Source organism: Aliicoccus persicus, assembly GCF_900110815.1.
In the GTDB taxonomy this organism is placed as follows: Bacteria; Bacillota; Bacilli; order Staphylococcales; family Salinicoccaceae; genus Aliicoccus; species Aliicoccus persicus.
On the sequence record NZ_FOIT01000003.1, the window covers coordinates 1 to 24,169 of the forward strand.

A 24,169-nucleotide genomic window follows, 5' to 3' on the forward strand; every position below is an offset into this window, starting at 1 on the left:
ATTTCCCAATAGATCCCTCAGAGATGATGAGGTAGATAGGTTCGGCATGTAAGTCTAGCGATAGATGTAGTGGACGAATACTAATGGATCAAATGACTTATTCAATAAAATAAGATATGATGACACGTTTGTTAAAATGTGTTTTACGCTTTAATTTCTTTTGTCTTCTATTTAGTTTTGAATGGACATCCATTCAGAGTAATTGTCCGGTGACGATTGCGGAGAGGCCACACCTGTTCCCATGCCGAACACAGTCGTTAAGCTCTCCAGCGCCGATGGTAGTTGGATGTACGTCCCGTGAGAGTAGGACGTCGCCGGGCAATTTAATTTTATAATTATTTACCATTCCACAGTAGCTCAGTGGTAGAGCTATCGGCTGTTAACCGATCGGTCGTAGGTTCGAGTCCTACCTGTGGAGCCATTTTTTTGCTTTTTATAAATATTTCTATGGCCCCTTGGTCAAGCGGTTAAGACACCGCCCTTTCACGGCGGTAACACGGGTTCGAATCCCGTAGGGGTCACCATTTTTAAAGTATTGTTTTGGAGAATTAGCTCAGCTGGGAGAGCATCTGCCTTACAAGCAGAGGGTCGGCGGTTCGATCCCGTCATTCTCCACCATGGAAGGGTAGCGAAGTGGCTAAACGCGGCGGACTGTAAATCCGCTCCTTCGGGTTCGGCAGTTCGAATCTGCCCCCTTCCACCATTCAAATAGTGTTGGGCTATCGCCAAGCGGTAAGGCAACGGTTTTTGGTACCGTCATTCCTAGGTTCGAATCCTAGTAGCCCAGCCATCTTTTGAGCCATTAGCTCAGTCGGTAGAGCATTTGACTTTTAATCAAAGGGTCAGAGGTTCGAATCCTCTATGGCTCACTCAAGACACCTATTTTCAGGTGTCTTTTTTATATGCATAAAATATTAATGAAATTAATAAATATACATGGTTGTATAATGTGTAAATTTACTGTACCATTATCTTATATTAGGAGGGCTAATTATGAAAAAGATTGATATTATTGGTGCAAATACAGCATTCGGTCAACCTCGCCTCGGCGTGGACTTAGGTCCTGACGCTGTAAGATATGCTGGTTTAGTAAGTACACTAAAAGGTTTAAACAATGAAGTAGAAGATAAAGGAAATATATCACCGGATCTAAAGGTTGATATAGAGACACATTCTCAGGAAAAGGTAGAGAACTTACGCAACTTTAACCAAGTGAAAGAATTTTCGTATGCGCTTGCAAAACAAGTCGATGCGTCTTTAGAGAACGGACGTTTCCCACTAGTTATCGGTGGAGATCACTCGTTATCTATTGGTTCCATCGCAGGGGTAGCGAAGCATTATGATAATCTGGGTGTCATTTGGTATGACGCACATGGTGATTTAAATGATGGTGCCACTTCTCCAAGTGGTAATATTCATGGCATGCCACTCGCTGTCTCTTTAGGTCTTGGTCATGATGAACTTGTGAATCTTTACGGTGACGGTGCTAAAATAAAGCATGAGAATGTCGTGTTGATCGGTATGCGTGACCTGGATGATGGTGAGAAAGAATATATTAAAGAGAATAATATTAAATTATATACGGCGACGGACATTAGAAAACTTGGTATTGATACAGTCATTCAAGAAGCGATTGCTTATTTAGAAGATAAAACAGATGCCATTCATATTTCTCTTGATGTAGATGCGCTCGATCCAATACATACGCCAGGAACAGGTACACCAGTAACAGGTGGTTTATCGCTCGTTGATACACAAGTAACGATGGAAACATTAAATAGGAATGGAAAAGTAGTTTCTATGGATTTAGTAGAAGTTAACCCGCTTTTAGATGAAAAAAACCGAACGGCAGAAGTTGCTGTAGATATTGCAGCGTTTATGTTTGGAAAAAAACAAATATAATAGTTCAATTAGGCATGGGTTACGGCTCATGTCTTTTTCTTTGTTTATTTATGGCATAGTTGAGAATTTGTTCATCGACAGCAAGTGATTGTGCAGTAGGGGCATAGTACTTATGGATGATGTTTTTAATTTTCTTTTCATAGCAAATTTTAATAATTCCGTGTGTGATGAGAATATTTAAATGGTAATGGATTTTCGAGCGCGGTAGTTGCATTTCATCTGCAAGCATCTGACCTGTTTTTGGTTCTATGAATAGTCGACGGATTAGATCGAGTCTGAATGGATTACTTACACTTTTTAATACATCTATGTCATTGATGATTAAGCATTTTTTCATATCATCACTCCAATCAGTTAAAATATATACAGTAATAGAATTAAAGTCAATTAAATGTTAAATTAGAGTTAACAAAATTGTTCATTCAATTTATGTTTGATAAAATTGGAATGTATTATTTAGTTGGAGGTTACATATGATTGGGCAGCGCATTAAAGAAATTCGTCACAATAATAACTTAACACAAGAAGAGTTGGCCCAAGGTATTATATCACGGACGTATTTGAGCTTAATTGAGAAGGGAAATGTTCAGCCTTCAACAAATGTTCTTATTAAATTGAGTGAAAGATTAAATTGTACGGTCGATGATTTTTTAAATGATATTTCAAATTTTGAACATCATGATGTTGAAATCTTAAAAGAACTTTCTTATCAAGAATATCAATTAAAAGAAGGAAACTATAAGGTTGTTGGACATTTTATAGAAAAAAATGTTTTATCTGTGCAACATTTGCCGCCAGAAGATTGCGGACGTATCCATGCAATATACGGGCATTATTTCAATGCTATCGGAAAAAAAGTGGATGCAATGAAGCATTTAACCGAAGCAATCGGGCTATTGTCAACTGTACCAATACATCAAAACTATATTGATGTTACTTTGCTGAAAATTGAACTGGACATTATAGAAGAAAACTTTGAAGCAGCATTGGATACACTTGATTCGATATTTAAAGAATTAATTAAATTTGATTGGAATACAGCTGATCTCATTCGTGTATATTTTAACTATAGTCTGACATATTTTAATTTGAACCAACATTTCACTGCGTATAGATATTATACTAAGTTTGAATCATTGCAGCAGCAACTTGACTTTACGTATAAACAAGATGAATCAAGGACACTCGTGTACAAAATTTTATACAAACTGAATGATACGGAAATGTTACGCCAACGAAGTCAACACGATGAGCGAACGACCGGTCGTTTGTTCACAGCATATTATTACTTTGCTCGAGGTAATATCCGTCGTTCAAAAGAACTTTTTGAAGGATTGCCAAAAGAAGATGAAGATATTTATTCAGATAAACTGATGAAGGAAATTTTTGACTTCCTAAATGAGCGATTATTGATGATCTGATAGAAAGTAGGCGCACTCATGCAAGAAACTTTTTTCGACAATTTAACAACAGGAACAATTATTACAAGCATTATTGATATTGCAATTGTTTGGTATGTGTTCTATTTAATGTTTGCTGTGATGCGCGGAACGAAAGCAATTCAGCTGATCAAAGGGATATTTTTAATTCTAATCGGCCGACTTGTCAGTAACTTCTTTGATTTAACTGCGACGACAGCTATTTTTGACACGGTCTTAGAATGGGGTTTCCTTGCAATCATCGTTATCTTCCAACCAGAACTAAGACGTGCGCTAGAACAACTTGGACGGGGTAGCTTATTTAAAGCGTCAAGCAGCGGCACGAAAGTGACGACAGAAAAATTACACAAAGATGTACTTCGAGCCGTACAATATATGGCAAAGCGTCGGATTGGGGCCTTGATTGTATTTGAAAAAGAGACAGGGTTGCAAGATTATATAGAAACAGGTACACGCGTCGATGCAAACATTTCTTCTGAGTTACTTATTAATATATTCATGCCCAATGCACCGCTACATGATGGTGCAATGATCATCCAAACAGATAAAGTAACAACAGCAGCGAGTTACTTACCACTTTCAGACAGCAATGTCATCGCAAAAAATCTCGGCACAAGACACCGGGCAGCGGTCGGTATATCAGAAGTTACGGATGCATTTACAATCGTTATTTCTGAAGAGACGGGTCATGTATCTGTGACACATGGTGGAAAACTATATCAAGCACTTTCTCCAGAAGAACTCGAAGAATCACTGATCAAAAACTGGACGTCCATTCAAGATATTAAGGAAGGGGGCGGCTTATTTGCTAGAAAGTAAATTAGGAATTAGTATTGTTACTCTAATTTTGGCCATCTTTTTATTTCTAAGTGTCAATGATATATTTGATGCACTATTTTCTGAAGATGAAGAGATGTACAGTGAAGTCGTTGAAAATGTCCCCGTGAATGTTAAGTATGACCAAGAAAATTATTACGTGATGGGGGCCCCGGAACATGTCAGCGTTGAGTTGTTTGGTAGCTTGGCAAATGTAACACGTGTTCAGACATTGGGTGAGTTCAATGTTGTTCTGGATTTACGCAACCGTGACGCAGGAGATTATGAAGAATTTTTTAGAGTTGAAAATCTTCCATCAAATGTCACGGCAGAAGTATTGCCGCAAACCGTCAGCATCAGTAAACAAGAGCTCGTTTCTAGGACGTATGAAATACATGCAGAAGTCAGTGAGTCACGCATTCCACTATCTCACTCACTTGATGCCGTTACGACAGAACCGCAAACTGTTGTAGTACGTGGTGGTGAGAGTGAAATGAATCGTATACAATATGTACGAGCAACGATTTCTGATACGTCGAGAATAACAAGTTCTCAAGTAGAAGAAGCAGAGGTCAATGTGTTTGATTATCAGTTTAACCGGCTAGATGTTTCAGTCGAACCATCAACGGTAAATGTACAAATAGATGTGAGTGAACGTAGTAAAGAAGTACCGATTGAATATACAGTAACTGGTCAGGTCCCTGATGGTTATACATTAGAAAATATTGAATTGGATACGGAAGAGTTAACAATTTTTGGCAGCGAAAACTCTCTCAACATGCATTCGAATTATGTTGTAGAGATCGACGTGACTGGCCTAACTGAATCGACGACGAGAGAAATAGAGATTACATTGCCTGAGGAATTAATAAAAACAGAACCTACAACTATTATGGCAACGATAGAGATAGAAGAAACTAATGAATAGGATGGATTTTAAACATGGGTAAGTATTTTGGAACTGATGGTGTTAGAGGTATAGCAAATAAAGAATTAACACCGGAGATAGCATTTAAGCTTGGAAGAATAGGTGGCTATGTATTATCGCAGAACCATTCTGGTGCGAAGACAGTTTTAGTTGGTAAAGATACGCGTATTTCTGGATATCTGCTAGAGAATGCATTGATTTCAGGTCTTTTATCTTCAGGCGTAGAAGTGATGCGTTTAGGTGTCATTACGACACCAGGTGTTGCATTTTTAACACGGGAAATGAAAGCGACAGCAGGGGTGATGATCTCTGCGTCACATAATTCATTTGAAGATAACGGTATTAAGTTTTTTGCTTCAAACGGTTTTAAATTGACAGATGAACAACAAGATAAAATCGAAAGCTTAATAGATAGCGAAGATGAACTACCACGACCAGTCGGGGATGAACTTGGCCGAGATTCAGACTACTTTGAAGGTGGACAAAAGTACTTGAGCTACTTGAAGTCAACAATTAACAACGACTTTGAAGGGTTGAAGATCGCTCTGGATAATGCACACGGAGCAACATATTCACTAGCTCCATATCTGTTTGGTGATTTAGAAGCGGATACCGTAACGATAGGTTCTTCACCCGATGGCTTAAATATTAACCAAAATGTTGGCTCGACCCATCCAGAACGTTTGGCAGAAACAGTTAAAAATGAAGCATGTGATTTTGGGCTTGCATTCGATGGAGATGGTGACAGAATCATTGCAGTAGATGAAACAGGTGAAATTGTCGACGGCGATAAGATTATGTTCATCATTGGGAAATCGATGAAAGAAAAAGGTATGCTCAAACACGATACAATCGTCTCAACTGTGATGAGCAACATCGGATTTTATAAAGCGATAGAAAATATCGGTTTAAAAAGTACGAAAACAAAAGTTGGAGATCGCTATGTGGTTGAAGAATTAAGAAATAATGATTTTAATCTTGGTGGTGAGCAGTCGGGTCATATTATTATGATGGACTATAACACAACGGGTGATGGCTTACTTACAGGGATTCATTTAGCGAGTATCATAAAAGAAACAGGTAAGAAATTAAGTGAGCTTGCAAAAGAAGTTGAAACATTCCCACAAGTACTCGTCAATGTAAAAGTGACGGACAAGCATAATGTGACGAGTAATGCGTCTGTCAGTGAAGCCATTGAAGCTGTTGAGAAAGAAATGGACGGCAATGGTCGTGTACTTGTTCGACCATCAGGTACTGAACCACTCGTGCGTGTGATGGTTGAAGCGGAAACAACAGAAAAAGCAGAGGCGTATACAGAAAAAATAGCAGAAGTTGTCAAACGAGAAATGGGACTATAAACCTTAAAACTATATAAAACCTCCAGATTATGTAAAATACAATCTGGAGGTTTTTATCGTGTATATGAACATCATCAGAAAACCGATGAATACTTGATTTCATATGGGTTAAATCATATAATAGTAATATTGCACAAGGAGGGTAGATTGAAATAAAAATCGGAATAGCGCCTGGGCATTTATATGCTGACGAGGAGGACAGTTATCGACAATCGGCGGATGCTGTCCCGGATACTAAAGTATTCGTTATATTATCTGTAAAACTAAAGAGTAATCTTTAGGACAAAAGGATAATCAATTACTAAACATCAGAAGAAGCGAGGTCGCATTTATTATGTGTGGAATTGTTGGTTATATCGGTAACGATAATGTTACGCCGATTTTATTAAAAGGATTAGAAAAGTTAGAATACCGTGGTTATGATTCAGCAGGAATCGCGGTAAAAACGGATGAATCATTAGAAGTTGTCCGTGAAAAAGGAAGAATCGCAGACTTGACAGAAAAGGTTGGCGAAAACTTAGCAGGACATACTGGGATTGGGCATACACGTTGGGCAACACATGGTGAGCCAAGTGTTAAAAATGCACACCCACAGCAGAGTAACGATGGTCAGTTCACATTAGTACACAATGGTGTAATTGAGAACTACCGCCAGTTAAAAGAAGAGTATTTATCAGACGTTGAGTTTACATCGGATACAGACACAGAAGTGATAGTAGAACTTATCAATTACTTCAGCAAACAAGGTCAAGATACAGAAAATGCATTCAATTCGACATTACGTCTATTAGAAGGTTCGTATGCACTTGGTCTAATGGACAAAGATATCGATGGCACGATTTTCGTTGCGAAGAATAAATCACCATTACTTGTTGGGCTGGGTGACACATTCAACGTCATTACGTCAGATGCGATGGCGATGTTAGGACTGACGAATGAATTCGTTGAGTTGATGGATGGCGAAATCGTTATTTTAAAACAAGATAGCGTAAGCATCATTAATCCAGATGGTAACGAAGTAGAAAGAGACTCTTACACTGCAGAAATCGATGCGAGTGACGTAGAAAAAGGCACTTATGATCACTACATGATTAAAGAAATTAATGATCAGCCTGGTGCGATGAGAAAGATTATCTCACAGTACCAAGATGAGAATGAACAGCTTGTTATCGATGATGCAATTATCGAACAGCTAAAAGAAACGGACCGTATTTATATCGTCGCTGCAGGTACGAGTTACCATGCAGGACTAATCGGTAAAGAATACTTTGAAAAATGGGCGAAAATCCCTACAGAAGTTCATGTTGCTTCTGAGTTCGTGTATAACACACCAATGCTTTCAGAAAAACCGTTGTTCGTGTTTATTTCACAGTCTGGAGAAACAGCAGACAGCCGTGCAGTATTAGTAGAAGTTAAAAAGTTAGGCTACCCAACGTTAACAATTACTAACGTTGCAGGTTCTACACTGTCACGTGAAGCAGATGAGACATTATTACTTTATGCTGGACCAGAAATTGCGGTTGCTTCAACAAAAGCATATACAGCTCAAATTGCTGTATTATCAATTACAGCACAAGTTGCAGCACGTGAGCTTGGCCAAGAAATTGATATCGATTTAATGCAAGAGCTTGCCGTTGTAACGAATGCAATCAACGCAGTGATTAATGATGCGTCTATTATTGAAAATATTGTGCGTGAGTATTTAGAAACGACACGCAATGCGTTCTTTATTGGACGTACGCTAGACTACTATGTTGGTTTAGAAGGCGCGCTGAAACTTAAAGAAATCTCTTACATTCAAGCAGAAGGATTTGCTGGCGGAGAATTGAAGCACGGTACGATTGCTTTAATAGAAAAAGGTACACCAGTATTCTCGTTAATCACTCAAGATAAAGTCAACTTAAACACGCGTGGAAACGCACAAGAAGTTGAAGCACGAGGTGCGAAAGTATGTACAATCTCAATGGCAGGATTAGATGAAGAAGGCGATGACTACGTTATCCCTAAAGTACATCCGATGTTGTCACCACTTGTTTCAGTGATCGTTTATCAGTTTGTTGCTTACTATGCAGCATTACACCGTGGAAACGATGTAGATAAACCAAGAAACTTAGCGAAATCAGTAACGGTGGAATAGAATAAGATGACAAATCCCCTGAAAGCAGATATGCTTTTGGGGGATTTATTTTGATATTCAAATTTGTTAATTTAAATAGTAGTAATTCTTTATGGAAGGTTTGATTTATTTGGAAACAAATTTATATTTTGTTAGACATGCGCATTCTAAATACACACCAGACGAGTTAGGAAGACCCTTGTCTGCTGATGGATTTAATGATGCTAAAATTGTAACGGAGTTGCTTAATAGAGAAGCTATTGATTATGTTTATTCAAGCCCATACAAGCGAGCAATTCAAACTGTTGAGGGTGTTGCTAAATACATAGACAAAGAAATTGAGTTAGTAGAAGATTTTAAAGAGCGTATACTTGCGGGAAATCCTGTAGAAGATTTTACTGCAGCCATTGAAAAAGTATGGGAAGACTATGATTACTCATGGAAAGATGGAGAATCAAATAATGTAGCACAAGAAAGAGGAGCCAATGCTACATTACAAGTTCTAGAAAGAAACTTAGGTAAGAATATTGTAATTGGTACTCATGGTAACATAATGGTGTTGATTATGAACTATTTTGATAATAAATATGGATATGACTTTTGGAAGGATCTCGAGATGCCAGATATTTATAAGTTATCATTTAACAAAATGAAACTCATAGATGTTCAAAGAATATGGAAAATTTCTAATCACCTTTGGTGATTCTCATGTAGTGTGTTTAATTATCCAATTAAACACGAAGAAGTATTCATATATAATTTTAAGAAAAGCTGATAAAGTTACTTAATGAGATTAGATAACAGGAGGTAAAAAAGATTGTTCGCAACAGGACTAGGTATTGCTATTGGTGTTGGGTTTGCTATGCAGACAGCAATCAACTCACAACTAAGAAAATTTGTTTTATCTCCTTTTAAAGCATCGATGATTTCATTCATTGTTGGTGTACTTATTCTGACTGTCGTTATGTTGGTCAGTGGTTCTTCACTCGGTATTCCACACGAAACTTTTACGAATCAGCCGTTTTGGATATGGCTTGGTGGTTTGTTTGGGGTCATCGGTTTAACGACTAACATTTTGCTATTTCCAAGAATAGGAAGTGTACAAGCTGCTGTTATGCCTATATTTGGGATGATTGTCATGGGGATGTTGATTGACAATTTCGGTTGGTTCAACTCGATTGTTCAACCGTTTACGACAAATCGAATTGTCGGTGTTTTACTCCTTTTAATTGGTATATTTCTTACAGTTGTACTGACAGAGTTAGTCAAAAAGCGTCGAAATATCGCAAATGAACAAGATGATTCGAAGAGCTCACTAGAACTATGGATCTGGCGAATAATCGGAATTGGTGCGGGGATGTTAATGTCAGCACAAGCTGCAATCAACGGACAGCTCGGTAGTGTGCTCGGTTCGCCTGTTCATGCCGCGTTCGTTTCATTTTTTGTGGGTGCTGCCATATTGATTATTGTTGTCATTGTAAAAGAACGGTCATTTAAAGATGTGATCAATCCAATTACGAAAAAAGCACCGTGGTGGGTGTGGCTCGGTGGATTATTTGGTGCGACTTACGTTCTAGTGAATGTTTATCTTGTAAGTGAAATCGGAACAGGGCCAACCGTTATACTCGCATTGTTTGGTCAACTGACAGGTAGTTTACTCGTTGAGCGATTTGGGTTACTCGGGTCACACCCAGGTGATATCAATAAAATTCACGTTATTGGTTTATTGATTATGTTAGTCGGTGTGATAATGATTCAGTCATTCTAAACGATTAAGATTAATATGAGAAGTCTACTCTGTTTGAAGTGGCGATTCGCGTGCCAATGAGATGTGCTCATAGTCCGTCAAATCCGTTTGCACGCCAATGAAATTAGCTCATAGTCCGTTAAATGGATTTGCGTGTCAATGAGAGTTGCTCATAGTCCATTAAATGGATTTGCATGCCAATGAGAGTTGCTCATAGTCCGTTAAACGGATTTACACGCCAATGAGAGTTGCTCACAGTCCGTTAAATCCGTTTGCACGCCAATGAGATTAGCTCATGGTCCGTTAAATGGATTTGCGTGTCACTGAGATTAGCTCATAGTCCGTTAAATGGATTTACGCGCCAATGAGATTAGCTCATAGTCCGTTAAATGGATTACGCGCCAATGAGATTAGCTCATAGTCTGTTAAACGGATTTACGCGCCACTGAGATTAGCTCATAGTCCGTTAAATGGATTTACGCGCCACTGAGATTAGCTCATAGTCACACAAACGGATCTAATCGACATATAAACTACTTCATATCAATAATTTTGTCCTGAAGTAGCGAAATAAACAGTGGTATAATAGATAGGAATTTCAAATAGTTTTATTACGTGAAGAGATGGGATTTTTTATGAAAAGTACAACGATAAGTCGCTTCATCTTAATGATATTAGGAAACATTTTTATTGGATTTGCCGTCACATTATTTAGAATTGCTGACATCGGCGCAGATCCATTTACGACGTTTATTCTTGGTGGGCAGTTCGTTACAAACCTTTCTTACGGTGTGACAACAATTGTCATCAATTTAATTATAATTATTCCTCTGATCCTATTTGGTAGAGACTTAGTCAGTTGGGGTACATTTGTGAACATGTTTGGTATCGGTTTGATATCAGATGGGTTTATATCGATTTATCATTTGATGGGGATTGATTCATTAAGTTTCCTTACACAGCTGATTGTTGCAAGTATCGGTGTCATCGTCATTGCGTTTGGGGCATCGATGTATATCACGGCAAATCTCGGGGTATCACCTTATGATGGTATGGGGATTATCGTAGAACGGTTGAGTGAGAAGAGAGTGAAGTATGCACGTGCACGCATCATTCAAGATGTAATTGCAGTTGTAGCCGGTGTCATACTCGGTGCAACGTTCGGTGTTGCGACATTAATTTCAGCATTTCTAACGGGGCCATTAATTACCTTTTTCAATACGCGTGTATCTGAGAGATTGTTTGCACGACTAGAAAAAGTATTTTAGATTTCAAGTTAGCCTTGAAATCTAAAATTATATAATCAGTTTTGGTTCCAATCTTCGACACTGCTTAGGCGAAGTGTGAAAAACATATAAAGAAAAGCTGTGAGTGCTGCAAGTGAGAAGATAAGTAAAAAGACGTTAACTGACATTTCAACAGTAAATAATAAAATTGGTACAATCAGTAGAATTAATATAGGAACAACGATACGTTTCCAATCTTTTTTTATGTACTGCTTTTCATCACAATGCGGGCAGTCCATTGCAGCTTTCATCATAAACAATCTTTGTAGTACTTTGAAGAAGGACCAAGGTTGATTACACGCATCACATTTAGTCATTTACGATGTACCTCCTGTTCATATACGTATGTTATATTATAACATGACATAAAAGTACGACATAATATTTTTAAGAGGGGACTTCATTATGGATCAAATGCCTTCTCTAATGAGCCGAATGATATCACGTGGCGTGGATACATTAATTATTTTCACCGTAGTCATACTCCTAGCACAAATCATTAGTTTCGATACACAATCATTAATTGTACAAATTTCAGAAGCTATTTTTTGGCTTTGGTACTTTATCTTCATACCTTACATTTGGATAGGATTAACTGTAGGTAAGCGATTGAACCAAACACAGCTCGTCATGGCAGACGGCAGTGATGTAAAATTGCGTGCACTCATAATAAGAGAGTTTTTTATCCTGTTTGCATATGTACTCTCTTTGGGTATTCTTTGGATTGTAACACTGGTAATGATTCATCGAAGAGCAGATAACCATGCATTACATGACCTTGTAGCGGGTACTCAAGTAATTAAGACAGATTATTTATAGGTGATTAGATGAATATAATTGATGGAAATATGTTTAGAAAATTGACCGTGCGATTAGAACTATTATTTATTCGACTCATGCTGCTCATTACATTTAACAAATGGGGGTATATGAGAGAGATGCTCGAATTAACAGAGCGTGAACTCGAAGGGATTAAAGAAGAAGAGGAATACCAGAAAGAACAAGATAAAAAAGACAAGTAACAATAATGCCGTACATCTAATTCATTCGATGCACGGCATTTTTATATTATTCAGATTGATTAGATGGACTGTTGCTAGAAATCGTAAACGTAATCTTCGTGTGCGGTGCTTTTTCTTGAACACGTTTAAACGCATTCTCCATCGCTAAAAAGATGTTGTTTACCTTGCCATCAAGACGTGTTGTAAAATGATCTGGTGTAACTTCGACTTCCTCTTCAGCCAGTTTCACTTCACTGGCAATGATTTCACCATACTTTTCAATACCTACAGCGTAGATTGCAAACTTACAACCCGCATCGATGTCGAACTCAGAACTTCTTGCTTCATTTAATCGAACATCATCTTCGTTTAAATAAGGTTCCGCGTCGTTATCCTTGTTACAACCAATACCAAATGTTCCGCTCATTGTTACATGTTTACCTGTATGTGCAGCGTGTGAGTAGATTGCTTTAACGACATCAAACACATGACTATAACGACCGCGAACAACAGTCGAAACATCATCCGTCTGACTCCAAACCTTCGTTTGATCCACTTCCTTTAAAGCACCTAATATCACATCGACAAAATCATCACTCATTACGCCGAGCGTAAAGTTACACCCAGCAACTCTGTTAATATCCATATTTTACATACCTCCTAAATCTAAGATAACGGAAATGAGTACATTATACAAAGAGAAGGTGGGAGGCTGTGGTTGAAATTTGTTTGAGATTGGTGTGGCATGCTTACTCGGGCTAGAAAATAGTTGTGAGTATGCACGGATTTTGGTTTCGTGCTTACTCGAGTCCAAATTTCGTCATGAGTATGCACGGATTTTGGTTTCGTGCTTACTCGAGTCCAAATTTCGTCATGAGTAAGCACGGTTTGAGTTTTCATGCTTACTCAAGTCCAAATTTCGTCGTGAGTAAGCACGGTTTGAGTTTTCATGCTTACTCAAGTCCGAAAATCATCGTGAGTAAGCACGAGATAAATTTTTCCAAATGCTTATTGGTTCGTCTGCCAAATCAGAGAGAAAAATTGGCCTGAATTGGCAATAATCTCTTTTACCTGCCAATTCGAGATAAAAAAATGACTTGAATTGGCAGCATTTCGATTTTCCTGCCAATTCGAGATAAAAAAATGACTTGAATTGCCAGGCTGGATTTTTCTTGAATATTGTTATCTCTAGAATTAGGTCATATTCTCTTGCCTGCTACTTCAAGGTCGAAAATGAACATGAAGTAGCACCTTTTGAAAATACCTGCTACTTCGGGCTCAAAAAATATGGTGAAGTAGCAGCTTTTGATTATTCCTGCTACTTCAGGCGAAAAAAACGTGTTGAAGTAGCATCCAGCAGCTCAAGAAAGTTCCAACACAAAAAAGAACCCCGCAAAAGTCCAAGACTTTTGGGGGTTCCTCATATAAAATCACTAAATCAATTTATTGCGCACTCTCATGACGCGCTTTCGCTTCGCGCCCGCGCCCTTTATAACTACCGAGCATTTCTCGCTCAGCGAATTCTGAATTTCTCAACGTTTCTAATCGTTCTTTTACGAATTCATTTGGTAACTCATGATCAACAATGTATCTGTTGCGTCCGTGCGCAGCACATTCTAATGAACATCCACCTAAATGGTAGGCTTGGTTTTCTTCAGATGCAAGTAACTGTGCATTACACTCTGGATTACAACAATTAATGTAGCGTTCACATGGTGTTCCGTCGTAATGGTCTTTACCCACAACGGTATGTTCTACTTGGTTAATCGGAACTGTCAAACGTTCATCAAAGACGTACATCATACCATCCCACAGCTGTCCTTTTGTTTCTGGATCTTTACCATATGTAGCAATTCCACCATGGAGTTGTCCGACGTCCTCAAATCCTTCACGCTTTAACCAGCCTGAGAATTTTTCGCAGCGAATTCCACCTGTGCAATACGTCAAGACTTTTTTGCCTTCAAACAGGTGACGATTTTCTCTTACCCAATCTGGTGTATCACGGAATGTTTCTACATCGGGTTTTATCGCACCACGGAAATGTCCAACTTCATATTCATAATCATTACGAACGTCGAGTACGACAGTGTTCTCATCTTGCATTTGTTCCATGAATTCTTTAGGTGATAAATACTCACCAGTTATTTCATGTGGATTCACATCATCTTCTAAACTTAAGTTTACAAGTTCTGGTCGTGGTCTCACATGCATCTTTTTGAATGCGTGTGTGTCTGACTCATCCACTTTAAATACGATGCCTTGGAATAATGGATGATTCTTCATGTATTCAGCATATTCATTTGTCTGTTCAATCGTACCTGACACGGTACCATTGATGCCTTCGTTTGCGACTAAGATCCGGCCTTTCAAACCGATCTCTTTACATAAATCTAAATGTTCAGCTGAGAATTCAACTGGATCTTCGATCGTTGTGTAATAATAATACAGTAATACGCGATATTTCATTTTTTTCCACCTATCATCAAATATTTGCAGGATATCCCTGATAGCTATGCTTACGCACAGTTATTATATTATACCAAAATCACGAATGGTTTGAACAGTGCAGTATTGTCGATTTCGTGGCACGTCGTGTATAATAGTTTAATGAAAATAAATAAAGAGGTTCTTAGCCGTAAACCCTCTATAAAAAACTAAGAAACACATCCATGTGCCTTAGTTTAAGGTACATGGACTTTTTTGTTAGGAGGAAAACATGTTAGATAAAGAAAAAGCTCTCGTCGTTTTTTCAGGCGGTCAAGATAGTACAACTTGTATGTTTTATGCGATGGCGTATTACAAGGAAGTCGAGCTCGTTACGTTTGAATATGGTCAACGTCATGCACTTGAAATTGAAGTTGCAAAAAATATAGCAAAAGAGCACGGGTTAAAGCATCACGTGTTAGATATGAATTTGCTCTCGCAACTGTCTCCAAATGCACTCACACAACATGATATGGAAGTTTCATCAGATGATAAAATACCGAATACATTTGTACCAGCAAGAAATTTGATCTTTTTATCATTTGCTACAGCACTTGCTTATCAAATTGGTGCGAAAACAATTATTACCGGTGTATGTGAAACGGACTTTAGTGGATACCCGGATTGTCGCGATGTGTTTGTTAAATCAATGAATGTGACAGCAAATTTAGCGATGGATGAAAACTTCATTATTGCCACACCGCTCATGTGGCTCGATAAAAAAGAAACGTGGGCGTTAGCAGATAGTTTTGGCAAGTTAGAGTATATAAGAGACAATACGTTGACATGTTACGAAGGCATCATGAGTGATGGTTGTGGCAAGTGTCCAGCATGTGAACTCCGCATGAATGGATTGAATGCCTACTTAGAAGAAAAGGAGGCGGCATTATGATATATCCGGTAAGGACACATGACTTTTTATTTGAACTTAACAAAGATCTACATTTTAGTGCAGCGCATTTCATTGATGACGCACGTGCGGGTAAATGCCGCAATGTTCATGGGCATAACTATGTTGCAAACATAACGATTGTCGGTGATACTTTGGATGAAATGGGCTTTCTCGTGAACTTTTCGGCGCTGAAGAAAGTAGTGACTGAAGCATTTGATCATACATTGTTAAATGATCATGCTAAATTTCAAGATGTCCCACCAACGACTGAAACGGTCGCATGTGCGATTTATGAATTGATTGCAGATTATTTAAAGTCTGAGTCCAATAGCGTGCACTGCTTACAAGTATTTTTAAGAGAAACAGCAACGAGTTATGCCGTTTATAGACCGAAGGAGATTTAATGATGAAGGTACCTGTATTAGAAATTTTTGGACCAACGTTTCAAGGGGAAGGTGCAGTCATCGGTCAAAAGACGATGTTTGTCAGAACGGCAGGATGTGATTATCGTTGCAGTTGGTGTGATTCCGCTTTTACCTGGGATGGCTCACAAAAGGACAATATCAGCATGATGACGAGTGACGACATATTTGAGTCGCTCGATCGTTTAGCTAAAGATAACTATAATCACGTGACGATTTCTGGTGGTAATCCGTTACTCAATAAAGGATTAAGTGAGTTTGTTGAAGCGGCAAAAGCACGTGGTATACGTTTAGCGATTGAAACTCAAGGGACGAAGTACCAAGATTGGTTACCGTTAATTGATGACGTAACGATTAGTCCGAAACCACCGAGTTCTGGTATGAAGACGGATTTTAAGAAGCTAGAGTTCATGATGAATCGTTTAAATCCTGCACAATATAATTTAAAAGTCGTCGTGTTCGATGACAAAGATTTTGAACATGCGAAAGAAGTTCATGCTAAATATCCAAACATTGAATTTTATGTACAAGTTGGGAATCCATATTTGGGTGAACGTGTAGAAAATCATACAGAAAAATTATTAGCACGCTATGAACAGCTCGTAGATAAAGTAATGAACGATAAAGAACTTCAAAACGTACGTGTGTTGCCTCAGTTGCATACGTTACTTTGGAGCAATAAACAAGGAGTGTAGAAAATGGATGATACGAAAGATTTAACATTGCTAGGAAACCAAAATGTACAATACGCATTTGATTATGACCCGAAAGTTTTAGAGACGTTTGATAATAAGTATACAAAACGTGATTACTTCGTAAAATTTAACTGTCCTGAATTTACGACATTATGTCCAATAACGAATCAGCCTGATTTTGCGACGATTTATATCAGCTATATACCAGGTGAGAGAATGGTAGAGAGCAAATCACTCAAGTTATATTTATTTAGTTATAGAAACCATGGTGGTTTCCATGAGACGAGCATCAATATGATAATGGATGATCTCATCGAATTGATGGCACCTAAATATATAGAAGTGTGGGGGAAATTCACACCACGCGGTGGGATTTCTATCGACCCATACTGCAACTATGGTAAGCCAGGAACGAAGTTTGAAGAGATGGCAACCAACAGAATGATGAACCATGATTTATACCCTGAAAATATTGATAACAGGTAAGACTGCCAAGTGCAGTCTTTTTTTATCCTTAAAAATTTTATTTAATACCTTGCAATGTTCACTAGTGTGTATTACACTGTAGTCAGTACTAAATAATACACAGTAGTGAGGTGGCATAATGAATGTTCAATTGAAGAAGGGTTCTTTAACGATGATTGTACTTAGCTTCATAGGTAAAGAAAAACAGTATGGTTATCAACTCGCTCAAAACGTTTCGAATTATATCGAGATTGCAGAAGGTACACTGTATCCGCTATTGAGACGTCTCGTCAAAGAAAAGCATTTAAAAACGACACTCGAAGAATCAACGGAAGGTCCTGCACGGAAGTATTACGAACTGACAGAGGATGGCATTGCTTATTTAGATGAACTCGTAGAGGAATGGAAAGTTTACACGAAAGCAGTAGAGACGATATTAAATGAAACGGAGAGAAAATAATGAATAGAAAACAATTTTTACAACAATTAGAAACTAAGGTTAAACATTTAGACTATGATGTGAGACAAGATATATTAAATGAGTTCGATGTTCATATTCGACAAGGTGTTCATACAGGATTATCAGAAGAAGAAGTCGTTCGCTCACTCGGTGACTTTGATGAAATTGTAGATGGTTTACTAGAACAGGAAGAAGTCAAAACACAACAGGAAGAAAAAACAGTTGATCAACCAGTTGAGAAAGATAAACCTTCTAAAAAGATAACTGTTGAGAGAGCAACTAAGCCCGTTCAAAATACAAAATATTTAGATGTAGATCCGAATAAAATTGAAAACCTTCGTTTCGAAGTACAGAATGCGACTGTCGTTGTTGAAGCTGGAGATAAATTCGAAATGGACTATGAGTCATCGAACGAAAACAGTGAATTAACATACGATGTTATCGGTAACTCGCTTACATTTAGACAGGAATCAGAAGATAACAAGGGGATATTCGGATTCTTTAAAAATACATCGAAGAATAGATTAGTAATTACATGGCCAGGAGATTTAGATACATTGAAAGCCGAAGTAGAGCAGGGTGCTGTTCGAATCTCTGGTTTAACTATAGATGAACTGAATGTGGAATGTGATATGGGGAGTGTTACAGGACAATCATTGATTGGTAAACACTTTTCATTAACGAGTGACATGGGTCGAGTAACTTTAGAAAATTCACAAGCGGATTCAATAGAGACGCACTCAGACATGGGCACAGTGACAATTGATAACTGCACAGCAAAAGTCTACAATATGTCGTCAGATATGGGAACTGTTAACGCAAATAATATCAATGCGGATGCAGATGGCACACTTAAAACAGATATGGGAACAGTGAAAGTAACATTCAGAGAGGCGCCGACTGATACCGAAGTGATTGCAAACACAAATATGGGTAGCGCTGTGAATCCATATAGTAACATTAAAAACGCAACCTATCGATTTACGTTGAATACTGATATGGGTTCAATTGTCATAAAATAAGAGAGGTAAAACTATGATTTTTGATAGAAATATACCAGCGCAAGAACGTATTAATTTCGTATTCTATATTGAATCGATCTATCTTATCAGCAGGAGATTATATTTACCTGTTTGCAGTTTCGTACTTTATTTTGTATGAAACAGGATCAGCATTTTATTTCTCAATCAACTTAGCGATTTCAGTGGTTATCTCTCTCATATTACTACCTTTTGCTGAAGTAATTAGTGATTTAGGAAATAAGAGAAAGACGATTATTATCGGTGAAAGGTTGTTTGCTTGTGTAATCATCGGACTATTTGTCTATATCTAACTTGCTGAAGTGTCTTTAGTAGCAATTTACTTCACGACGTTATTAACGAGCTTAATCAGTCCATTTGTATCTAACACTTTCCAAGCAACGATAACGGAAATGTTCCATAAAGAACGCATACAAAAGGTCATGGGATATACACAAAGCATATTATCCGCAGTACCTATTTTAGGACCTGTGCTCGGTGGTGTTTTATTCGGACTACTGGGGTTCCAAGGTATTGTCATCGTATTTATGATTGCGACTATTTTCTCAGCAGCCATCAACATACTGATAAAGTTCGATCTATACTATGATAAGTCGATTTATGAAACGGATGATGACGCAGTGGACGGTGCGTTTAATAAGTTCAAAAGAAATGTAGGGCAAGGATTTTTATTTTTGTTCAGTAGTGATGTTTTCAGATCAACGCTAATCACTGTATCGTTGATTAACCTATTCGTCGGACCGATATCTGTATTCCCGGAAATCATGATGATTGTAGAACTTGGATTTGAGCCAGAAACACTTGGGTTTGTTAACGCACTTGCAGGTATCGGTGTACTTGTTGCTGGTGTAACCATCGCTAACATGAAAAGCTTTAAAAATCCGCTGCAACAAGTAAAGTTCGGAATCATAATTTTAGGTACGCTCTATTTCATCTATGCATTGCCAATTTATTTCGATATGCAAGCTTGGACGAGCTTTATCTACATTGCAATTGTTGGCTTTACGATAATCGTGACACTGCAATTTATCAATGTGCCAGCGGGTATATTTCTTCAAAAGTGTATCCCACAACATATTAAAGGTCGTGCCTTGAGTGCTTTCAGTATGTTTGCAATGAGTTTAAGCCCGCTTGGAACAATACTGTATGGTGTGCTTTATGATACAGGTATGTATGCAGCAGTAAATATAGTTAGTGGAGCGGCACTAATCTTAGTCGTTGTGTTAACGATGAGATCAGCGGTCCTTAAACGAGCAGAAGCGTTAAATGAAGAAGTAGATAAAGAACTTATAGCGGCAAGTGAGCATGTATAGCCAGATCAAAATTGCCTCTTAATATAAAAATATATGAGTAGCTACAAAAAAAGAAATGGCGTTGGAATCTAAATGTTAGATTCCAACGCCATTTCTCTTATTTTTCAGGATGTTTGTTCAGCTCTTTTTTGGTTGTTTTAGTCATTATCTTGTACTGCATCTTTTTTAACTGTAATCGCCTTATATAGGTGATATAATGCACCAAATATTACTAAAAGTGGTACAATAACTAAGACTAAGAAAAATAGTGCTCCACCAAATTCACGCAAACCAAAGTTTGCAAAAAAGTCATCAGTTGTTACTTCAGAAATTGGTGGCCAAAAGATATAATAATAAATGAGTGCTAATACAGCTGTAGTAAAAATATAAAATACTGCATTACTAATGTAATAAGGTCTTGTAAACTTATCAAACTTAAACATATGTAACTTCCCCTTCGGATAAATACTTTCTCATATTATACAACATAATTTCAAAGAAATATAGTAAATATAAAAATTTAGACAGGAGTGAAACCATGTCATTAAGAATAGCAAAACTTAAAGATTTGTCAAGAATTCTTCAGATTAAAGAAGCAGTTCTTCCTTATATGCATAAAAATGGTAATATGCAGTGGGATGAATCTTATCCCAATAGGGAAGTTTTCGAACAAGATATAAAAGAAGAAACATTGTACATCTACGAAAGAGATGATAAGATTATTGCTTTTATTGTTGTGGATGATAACCATCCATATCCTTATGATGATATTCCATGGGAATTACCGATGGAAAATGCTGCAGCGATGCACAGATTCGCGGTGGATCCAGAATATTTTGGCAAAGGGATTGCTAAAATAATGATGGAAGAAATTGAAGAATTGCTTATTGAAGATGGATATCAAGGTATTCATACGGATACATCATTGGAAAACACACACATGCAAACCCAGTTTTCTAAAAATGATTTTGAGTATAAAGGTCATTTAAACTTAGATGAAAATACAGATGAGTGGTATGTTGCTTATGAGAAGGTATTCGATCAAGAAGATATAATGGATTAGAAAATTACAAAAATTTTATGTCAGAGGGATTAAATTGAGTAGATTGATTTATGTCGTCATAGTCATCGTGTTCTTAGATTTATTTATACAATTACCAATTATTACACCATTTGCAATGTCTCTTGGTGCAACTGAATATGTTGCAGGGTTTATTGTTGCAATCTATTCGTTCTTTAATATATTTGGTAACATAATCGGTGGGTTTTTTGCCGATAAAATTGGTCGCAGAAGACTATTATACATAGCCATGGGTGGTCAAGTAATCATATTACTCATGTATGTTTTCGTACCGAATATATTTCTTTTAGTCATACTTCGATCAATCCATGGTTTTACCAGCGGACTATTAACACCAGCTGCATTTAGCCTCGTTGCCGATATATCTAAAAAAGCAACGGTTGGTCGTTCAATGGCCTTTACAGGAGTTGCTATCGGTACTGCCGCAGTAATCGGTCCTGCAATGGGTGGTATCATCTCTAGTGTTGCATCGTATCAGACAGTATATCTTACTACTGCAATTATTTTCTTAGTGAGCATCATTATCATCCGTCTCGTTGTGCTTGAAAGTACAACAAGGGATAGTCGTAAGAAACATTACGAAACAAATTTTTTAGAACTCTTACTCAGACCAACTTTAATTTTTGCATATATTGCAGCGTTTACGTTAATGATTTCTAATGGATCACTCGCATTTGGTTTACCATTAAAAACAGAAGCGCTTGGCTTAGATGACACATCAACAGGGTTATTACTAAGTGTGTTCGGTATAACAGCAATTGGTGTCTTTGCAACACCATTGAACCGTATGTATTCTAACATCAAACCAGAAATACTTGTCACGATTGGTATTTTTATCATTGGATTATCTATGATATTGTTACATTTCGTGCCGACAATATTTACAACATTTTTGGTTATGGTACTTTATGGCTTAGGATTTAGTCTTGTTTTCCCAAGTATGAATAAAGTCGTTGCACTCTATGCAAACATGAGTGAAAGAGGTAAAGCAAACGGCTTGTTTTATGGATTCTTCTCACTTGGTACTGTAGCGGGATCATACTTATCGGGTATATTTGCGACTTACTTCCAGTTACCATTTGTATTTATCGGTATAACGCTCATACTATTACAGTTAGTCTTAATGATATTGATGAGAAAGAATAGACAGGTCATTTAAGGAGAGATTCCAATGCGAAATGTTTTGTTGCTCGGGGTGCATTCAGAAGTCGGTATAGAGCTTTATGAATCTTTAAAGGAGACTTACAAATTGTATGCATTCTCGACATTTGATCAAGATAATGTTCGATTAGATATAGAATATTTGAAAGTTGATCTGTTCGATCTAGATGCAGTGATCGAAGGTGTAAAAGGGATGGATACTATCATCTTTTTTGATGATCCAATCATGCGTTTGAGTCGTTTGACACAGGGTAAAATGTCAGACATCATGAAGCTTGTCGCAGACTCAATAGGTAGGGCAGCAACAGCAAATAATGTAGAGCAAATTATATATGTTCGAGACGAGATTGGCGGTTATAACTTAGGAGAGATTCTAGGGGCACATGGTACACCCGTCGCCATAACAAAAACGGATATTAAACGACAAGGTAAAGGTCTCGGATACAGAACACATCCAAGAAAAGAATATCGAAGTGCCAGTCGATCTATTATGCCAGAGGGATGGACAATTTCAGACGTTGCTAAGTATTATTTTGAATGGCTGTCTAATATTATATTTGATGTTGTCAGTGTAGAGTTTAAAGAAGATTTTGTTTATGTTTATATCGCACAGGTAAGTAGTCCTGCGTTTAAGTTAAAACTTAACAGGGATATAGATCACGAAGGAATCGTCATTTACGATGTCGTCTCTGGATTTTTAATCAACGATAGTAAATATAAAACGCCACGTTTTGAATTTAGAGCATTAAAAAATAGAAATGACTTCATTTATGCCATACATGATTTAGAACCGAGTATACCTTGGGGATTATTTTCAATCACACATGCACCGGTCCAGGCGTTAATTAACCGAGTATATCGTGTAGAGATGATCATAAGTGGCAAGCTAGAAAGACGTGGCAACAAACCGAATAATTAAGCATCCAATGTAGACTGTATGAATATCTAAAACCACACTTGATTCACAAGGAATCAAGTGTGGTTTTTTGGCCAATTGAACGAGTTTCTTCCTATTATAATACCGTACTCATAAGGCAATAAAAAACAGGTTGGAATCTTAAATAGATTCCAGCCTGTTTTTAGTTATTATCTTATTGATTAGTGGATGTAGTTGTAGCTGTTAACTGTAGAAGCAGAGATTGTTCTTACAGATTTGTTCCATGGACCATGTGTCCAGTTCCACTCAGAGATGTTGATTGAACCGTCACCGTTAACACTTTCAACGATTGCTACGTGACCGTAGTAGCTGTTAGCTCCGCCTTGACCTTGAGCAAACACCATGATCGCACCAACTGAAGGTGTATTGTTTACGCTATAACCTTGAGAGCGTGCTGCATTTGCCCAGTTATGAGCGTTACCCCAGTTATTTCCAACTGGTTTACCAAGTTGCTTACGACGTTCAAATGCGTAATAAGTACATTGTCCACCAGAGTAGTAGTTAACACCATATGATGGTGCTGGTGCAGGAGCTGCTGCCGCTGCTTCTTCTTTTGCTTTTCTTTCAGCTTCCGCTTGTTCAGCTGCACGTCTTTCAGCTTCTGCTTGTTCAGCTGCACGTCTTTCAGCTTCCGCTTGCTCAGCTGC

The 24,169-nt window shown here is 37.7% G+C and carries 28 protein-coding genes, 6 tRNA genes, 2 rRNA genes and 1 riboswitch; of the genes, 30 read left to right on the forward strand and 6 right to left on the reverse strand.

The features are described from left to right. The 9 genes from BMW30_RS10685 to rocF all read left to right on the forward strand — a co-directional run. Positions 1-105 (forward strand): 23S ribosomal RNA (locus tag BMW30_RS10685); the annotation flags it as partial. Between the two features lie 100 nt (positions 106-205). Beyond that, positions 206-320 (forward strand): 5S ribosomal RNA (gene rrf, locus BMW30_RS05280). A gap of 26 nt (positions 321-346) precedes the next feature. Further along, a tRNA-Asn gene (locus BMW30_RS05285) sits at positions 347-421 on the forward strand. 28 nt (positions 422-449) lie between these two features. After that, positions 450-524: transfer RNA gene (locus tag BMW30_RS05290), tRNA-Glu, on the forward strand. Between the two features lie 18 nt (positions 525-542). Beyond that, positions 543-618 (forward strand) — tRNA-Val (locus tag BMW30_RS05295). A gap of 1 nt (position 619) precedes the next feature. Beyond that, positions 620-703, forward strand: a tRNA-Tyr gene (locus tag BMW30_RS05300). A gap of 12 nt (positions 704-715) precedes the next feature. Then, positions 716-790 (forward strand) — tRNA-Gln (locus BMW30_RS05305). A 6-nt stretch (positions 791-796) separates the two neighbouring features. Further along, a tRNA-Lys gene (locus BMW30_RS05310) sits at positions 797-869 on the forward strand. Positions 870-990: 121 nt separating this feature from the next. Then, positions 991-1,902, forward strand: coding sequence for an arginase (rocF, locus tag BMW30_RS05315; RefSeq protein ID WP_091474627.1), 912 nt, complete (start codon positions 991-993; stop codon positions 1,900-1,902). A 19-nt stretch (positions 1,903-1,921) separates the two neighbouring features. On the opposite strand, the gene BMW30_RS05320 is transcribed toward rocF, so the two are convergent. Beyond that, positions 1,922-2,239, reverse strand: a complete 318-nt coding sequence (locus BMW30_RS05320) for an ArsR/SmtB family transcription factor (RefSeq protein ID WP_091474629.1) — start codon at positions 2,237-2,239, stop codon at positions 1,922-1,924. Positions 2,240-2,375: 136 nt separating this feature from the next. Here BMW30_RS05320 and BMW30_RS05325 point away from each other — a divergent pair, with 136 nt between their 5' ends. From BMW30_RS05325 to BMW30_RS05360, 8 genes are all read left to right on the forward strand, one after another. Continuing rightward, positions 2,376-3,323 carry a helix-turn-helix domain-containing protein gene (locus BMW30_RS05325; protein ID WP_091474631.1) on the forward strand — a complete coding sequence of 316 codons (948 nt, stop codon included), beginning with the start codon at positions 2,376-2,378 and terminating at the stop codon, positions 3,321-3,323. Between the two features lie 18 nt (positions 3,324-3,341). Then, the gene (cdaA, locus tag BMW30_RS05330) at positions 3,342-4,160 is read left to right on the forward strand and encodes a diadenylate cyclase CdaA (protein ID WP_091474633.1); all 819 of its coding nucleotides are present in this window, start codon (positions 3,342-3,344) and stop codon (positions 4,158-4,160) included. Further along, entirely contained in the window at positions 4,147-5,085 is a 939-nt protein-coding gene (locus tag BMW30_RS05335; protein ID WP_091474635.1) for a CdaR family protein, read from the forward strand. The genes cdaA and BMW30_RS05335 overlap by 14 nt, the downstream gene beginning before the upstream one ends. Positions 5,086-5,099: 14 nt before the next feature. Next, complete coding sequence (glmM, locus tag BMW30_RS05340; protein WP_091474636.1) at positions 5,100-6,443, forward strand: phosphoglucosamine mutase; 1,344 nt, start codon at positions 5,100-5,102, stop codon at positions 6,441-6,443. Between the two features lie 334 nt (positions 6,444-6,777). Then, positions 6,778-8,580 (forward strand): glutamine--fructose-6-phosphate transaminase (isomerizing), encoded by a 1,803-nt coding sequence (gene glmS, locus BMW30_RS05345; RefSeq protein WP_091474638.1) that lies wholly within the window; start codon positions 6,778-6,780, stop codon positions 8,578-8,580. A gap of 91 nt (positions 8,581-8,671) precedes the next feature. Further along, positions 8,672-9,262, forward strand: coding sequence for a histidine phosphatase family protein (locus BMW30_RS05350; RefSeq protein ID WP_245705638.1), 591 nt, complete (start codon positions 8,672-8,674; stop codon positions 9,260-9,262). Between the two features lie 114 nt (positions 9,263-9,376). Further along, positions 9,377-10,327 (forward strand): DMT family transporter, encoded by a 951-nt coding sequence (locus BMW30_RS05355; protein ID WP_091474640.1) that lies wholly within the window; start codon positions 9,377-9,379, stop codon positions 10,325-10,327. Between the two features lie 614 nt (positions 10,328-10,941). Further along, on the forward strand, positions 10,942-11,574 hold the full coding sequence (locus BMW30_RS05360; protein ID WP_091474642.1) for a YczE/YyaS/YitT family protein: 633 nt from the start codon (positions 10,942-10,944) through the stop codon (positions 11,572-11,574). Positions 11,575-11,609: 35 nt separating this feature from the next. Here BMW30_RS05360 and BMW30_RS05365 read toward each other — a convergent pair whose 3' ends face one another. Continuing rightward, positions 11,610-11,909, reverse strand: a complete 300-nt coding sequence (locus BMW30_RS05365) for a TIGR04104 family putative zinc finger protein (protein ID WP_091474644.1) — start codon at positions 11,907-11,909, stop codon at positions 11,610-11,612. Positions 11,910-11,997: 88 nt separating this feature from the next. Here BMW30_RS05365 and BMW30_RS05370 point away from each other — a divergent pair, with 88 nt between their 5' ends. Continuing rightward, positions 11,998-12,411 (forward strand): RDD family protein, encoded by a 414-nt coding sequence (locus tag BMW30_RS05370; protein ID WP_091474646.1) that lies wholly within the window; start codon positions 11,998-12,000, stop codon positions 12,409-12,411. A gap of 8 nt (positions 12,412-12,419) precedes the next feature. Further along, positions 12,420-12,614, forward strand: coding sequence for a hypothetical protein (locus BMW30_RS05375; RefSeq protein ID WP_091474648.1), 195 nt, complete (start codon positions 12,420-12,422; stop codon positions 12,612-12,614). Between the two features lie 46 nt (positions 12,615-12,660). On the opposite strand, the gene BMW30_RS05380 is transcribed toward BMW30_RS05375, so the two are convergent. Together BMW30_RS05380 and trhO are read right to left on the reverse strand one after the other, a co-directional pair. Beyond that, complete coding sequence (locus BMW30_RS05380; protein WP_091474650.1) at positions 12,661-13,239, reverse strand: YkoF family thiamine/hydroxymethylpyrimidine-binding protein; 579 nt, start codon at positions 13,237-13,239, stop codon at positions 12,661-12,663. 797 nt (positions 13,240-14,036) lie between these two features. Further along, the gene (gene trhO, locus BMW30_RS05385; RefSeq protein WP_091474651.1) at positions 14,037-15,059 is read right to left on the reverse strand and encodes an oxygen-dependent tRNA uridine(34) hydroxylase TrhO; all 1,023 of its coding nucleotides are present in this window, start codon (positions 15,057-15,059) and stop codon (positions 14,037-14,039) included. A gap of 150 nt (positions 15,060-15,209) precedes the next feature. Then, a riboswitch (PreQ1 riboswitch) is annotated at positions 15,210-15,257 on the forward strand. Between the two features lie 52 nt (positions 15,258-15,309). Here trhO and queC point away from each other — a divergent pair. The 8 genes from queC to BMW30_RS05425 all read left to right on the forward strand — a co-directional run bounded on the left by queC (position 15,310) and on the right by BMW30_RS05425 (position 20,364). Next, positions 15,310-15,969 (forward strand): 7-cyano-7-deazaguanine synthase QueC, encoded by a 660-nt coding sequence (gene queC, locus BMW30_RS05390; protein ID WP_091474653.1) that lies wholly within the window; start codon positions 15,310-15,312, stop codon positions 15,967-15,969. Continuing rightward, entirely contained in the window at positions 15,966-16,373 is a 408-nt protein-coding gene (queD, locus tag BMW30_RS05395; protein ID WP_091474655.1) for a 6-carboxytetrahydropterin synthase QueD, read from the forward strand. Before queC ends, queD begins: the two co-directional genes overlap by 4 nt. Then, entirely contained in the window at positions 16,373-17,086 is a 714-nt protein-coding gene (gene queE, locus BMW30_RS05400; RefSeq protein WP_091474656.1) for a 7-carboxy-7-deazaguanine synthase QueE, read from the forward strand. Before queD ends, queE begins: the two co-directional genes overlap by 1 nt. Positions 17,087-17,089: 3 nt before the next feature. Continuing rightward, positions 17,090-17,572 (forward strand): preQ(1) synthase, encoded by a 483-nt coding sequence (gene queF, locus BMW30_RS05405; protein WP_091474658.1) that lies wholly within the window; start codon positions 17,090-17,092, stop codon positions 17,570-17,572. 118 nt (positions 17,573-17,690) lie between these two features. Continuing rightward, a complete protein-coding gene (locus BMW30_RS05410; protein WP_091474660.1) occupies positions 17,691-18,011 on the forward strand; it encodes a PadR family transcriptional regulator in 321 nt (106 codons plus the stop codon). Then, positions 18,011-19,033, forward strand: coding sequence for a DUF4097 family beta strand repeat-containing protein (locus BMW30_RS05415; RefSeq protein ID WP_091474662.1), 1,023 nt, complete (start codon positions 18,011-18,013; stop codon positions 19,031-19,033). Before BMW30_RS05410 ends, BMW30_RS05415 begins: the two co-directional genes overlap by 1 nt. 68 nt (positions 19,034-19,101) lie before the next feature. Further along, entirely contained in the window at positions 19,102-19,344 is a 243-nt protein-coding gene (locus BMW30_RS05420; protein ID WP_143248995.1) for an MFS transporter, read from the forward strand. A gap of 9 nt (positions 19,345-19,353) precedes the next feature. Beyond that, positions 19,354-20,364 (forward strand): MFS transporter, encoded by a 1,011-nt coding sequence (locus BMW30_RS05425; RefSeq protein WP_091474666.1) that lies wholly within the window; start codon positions 19,354-19,356, stop codon positions 20,362-20,364. A 137-nt stretch (positions 20,365-20,501) separates the two neighbouring features. Here the strand turns inward: BMW30_RS05425 and BMW30_RS05430 are convergent, their stop codons facing one another. Next, on the reverse strand, positions 20,502-20,786 hold the full coding sequence (locus BMW30_RS05430; RefSeq protein ID WP_091474667.1) for a hypothetical protein: 285 nt from the start codon (positions 20,784-20,786) through the stop codon (positions 20,502-20,504). Positions 20,787-20,881: 95 nt separating this feature from the next. Here BMW30_RS05430 and BMW30_RS05435 point away from each other — a divergent pair, with 95 nt between their 5' ends. The 3 genes from BMW30_RS05435 to BMW30_RS05445 are packed head-to-tail and all read left to right on the forward strand — an operon-like array spanning position 20,882 to position 23,504. Then, the gene (locus BMW30_RS05435; protein WP_091474669.1) at positions 20,882-21,406 is read left to right on the forward strand and encodes a GNAT family N-acetyltransferase; all 525 of its coding nucleotides are present in this window, start codon (positions 20,882-20,884) and stop codon (positions 21,404-21,406) included. A gap of 34 nt (positions 21,407-21,440) precedes the next feature. Beyond that, complete coding sequence (locus BMW30_RS05440; RefSeq protein WP_091474670.1) at positions 21,441-22,583, forward strand: MFS transporter; 1,143 nt, start codon at positions 21,441-21,443, stop codon at positions 22,581-22,583. Positions 22,584-22,595: 12 nt separating this feature from the next. Next, positions 22,596-23,504, forward strand: a complete 909-nt coding sequence (locus tag BMW30_RS05445; RefSeq protein ID WP_091474672.1) for a Rossmann-fold NAD(P)-binding domain-containing protein — start codon at positions 22,596-22,598, stop codon at positions 23,502-23,504. A gap of 179 nt (positions 23,505-23,683) precedes the next feature. Here BMW30_RS05445 and BMW30_RS10565 read toward each other — a convergent pair. Continuing rightward, a partial coding sequence (locus BMW30_RS10565) for a CHAP domain-containing protein (RefSeq protein ID WP_180366227.1) occupies positions 23,684-24,169 on the reverse strand: 486 nt, incomplete at its 5' end.

What these genes read in the sequence shown, in the direction of transcription:
- BMW30_RS05320 (WP_091474629.1), bottom strand. Translation starts at nt 2,239, where the DNA reads ATGAAAAAATGCTTAATCATCAATGACATAGATGTATTAAAAAGTGTA.
- BMW30_RS05325 (WP_091474631.1), top strand. Translation starts at nt 2,376, where the DNA reads ATGATTGGGCAGCGCATTAAAGAAATTCGTCACAATAATAACTTAACA.
- cdaA (WP_091474633.1), top strand. Translation starts at nt 3,342, where the DNA reads ATGCAAGAAACTTTTTTCGACAATTTAACAACAGGAACAATTATTACA.
- glmM (WP_091474636.1), top strand. Translation starts at nt 5,100, where the DNA reads ATGGGTAAGTATTTTGGAACTGATGGTGTTAGAGGTATAGCAAATAAA.
- glmS (WP_091474638.1), top strand. Translation starts at nt 6,778, where the DNA reads ATGTGTGGAATTGTTGGTTATATCGGTAACGATAATGTTACGCCGATT.
- BMW30_RS05350 (WP_245705638.1), top strand. Translation starts at nt 8,672, where the DNA reads ATGGAAGGTTTGATTTATTTGGAAACAAATTTATATTTTGTTAGACAT.
- BMW30_RS05360 (WP_091474642.1), top strand. Translation starts at nt 10,942, where the DNA reads ATGAAAAGTACAACGATAAGTCGCTTCATCTTAATGATATTAGGAAAC.
- BMW30_RS05365 (WP_091474644.1), bottom strand. Translation starts at nt 11,909, where the DNA reads ATGACTAAATGTGATGCGTGTAATCAACCTTGGTCCTTCTTCAAAGTA.
- BMW30_RS05370 (WP_091474646.1), top strand. Translation starts at nt 11,998, where the DNA reads ATGGATCAAATGCCTTCTCTAATGAGCCGAATGATATCACGTGGCGTG.
- BMW30_RS05375 (WP_091474648.1), top strand. Translation starts at nt 12,420, where the DNA reads ATGAATATAATTGATGGAAATATGTTTAGAAAATTGACCGTGCGATTA.
- BMW30_RS05380 (WP_091474650.1), bottom strand. Translation starts at nt 13,239, where the DNA reads ATGGATATTAACAGAGTTGCTGGGTGTAACTTTACGCTCGGCGTAATG.
- trhO (WP_091474651.1), bottom strand. Translation starts at nt 15,059, where the DNA reads ATGAAATATCGCGTATTACTGTATTATTATTACACAACGATCGAAGAT.
- queC (WP_091474653.1), top strand. Translation starts at nt 15,310, where the DNA reads ATGTTAGATAAAGAAAAAGCTCTCGTCGTTTTTTCAGGCGGTCAAGAT.
- queD (WP_091474655.1), top strand. Translation starts at nt 15,966, where the DNA reads ATGATATATCCGGTAAGGACACATGACTTTTTATTTGAACTTAACAAA.
- queE (WP_091474656.1), top strand. Translation starts at nt 16,373, where the DNA reads ATGATGAAGGTACCTGTATTAGAAATTTTTGGACCAACGTTTCAAGGG.
- queF (WP_091474658.1), top strand. Translation starts at nt 17,090, where the DNA reads ATGGATGATACGAAAGATTTAACATTGCTAGGAAACCAAAATGTACAA.
- BMW30_RS05410 (WP_091474660.1), top strand. Translation starts at nt 17,691, where the DNA reads ATGAATGTTCAATTGAAGAAGGGTTCTTTAACGATGATTGTACTTAGC.
- BMW30_RS05415 (WP_091474662.1), top strand. Translation starts at nt 18,011, where the DNA reads ATGAATAGAAAACAATTTTTACAACAATTAGAAACTAAGGTTAAACAT.
- BMW30_RS05430 (WP_091474667.1), bottom strand. Translation starts at nt 20,786, where the DNA reads ATGTTTAAGTTTGATAAGTTTACAAGACCTTATTACATTAGTAATGCA.
- BMW30_RS05435 (WP_091474669.1), top strand. Translation starts at nt 20,882, where the DNA reads ATGTCATTAAGAATAGCAAAACTTAAAGATTTGTCAAGAATTCTTCAG.
- BMW30_RS05445 (WP_091474672.1), top strand. Translation starts at nt 22,596, where the DNA reads ATGCGAAATGTTTTGTTGCTCGGGGTGCATTCAGAAGTCGGTATAGAG.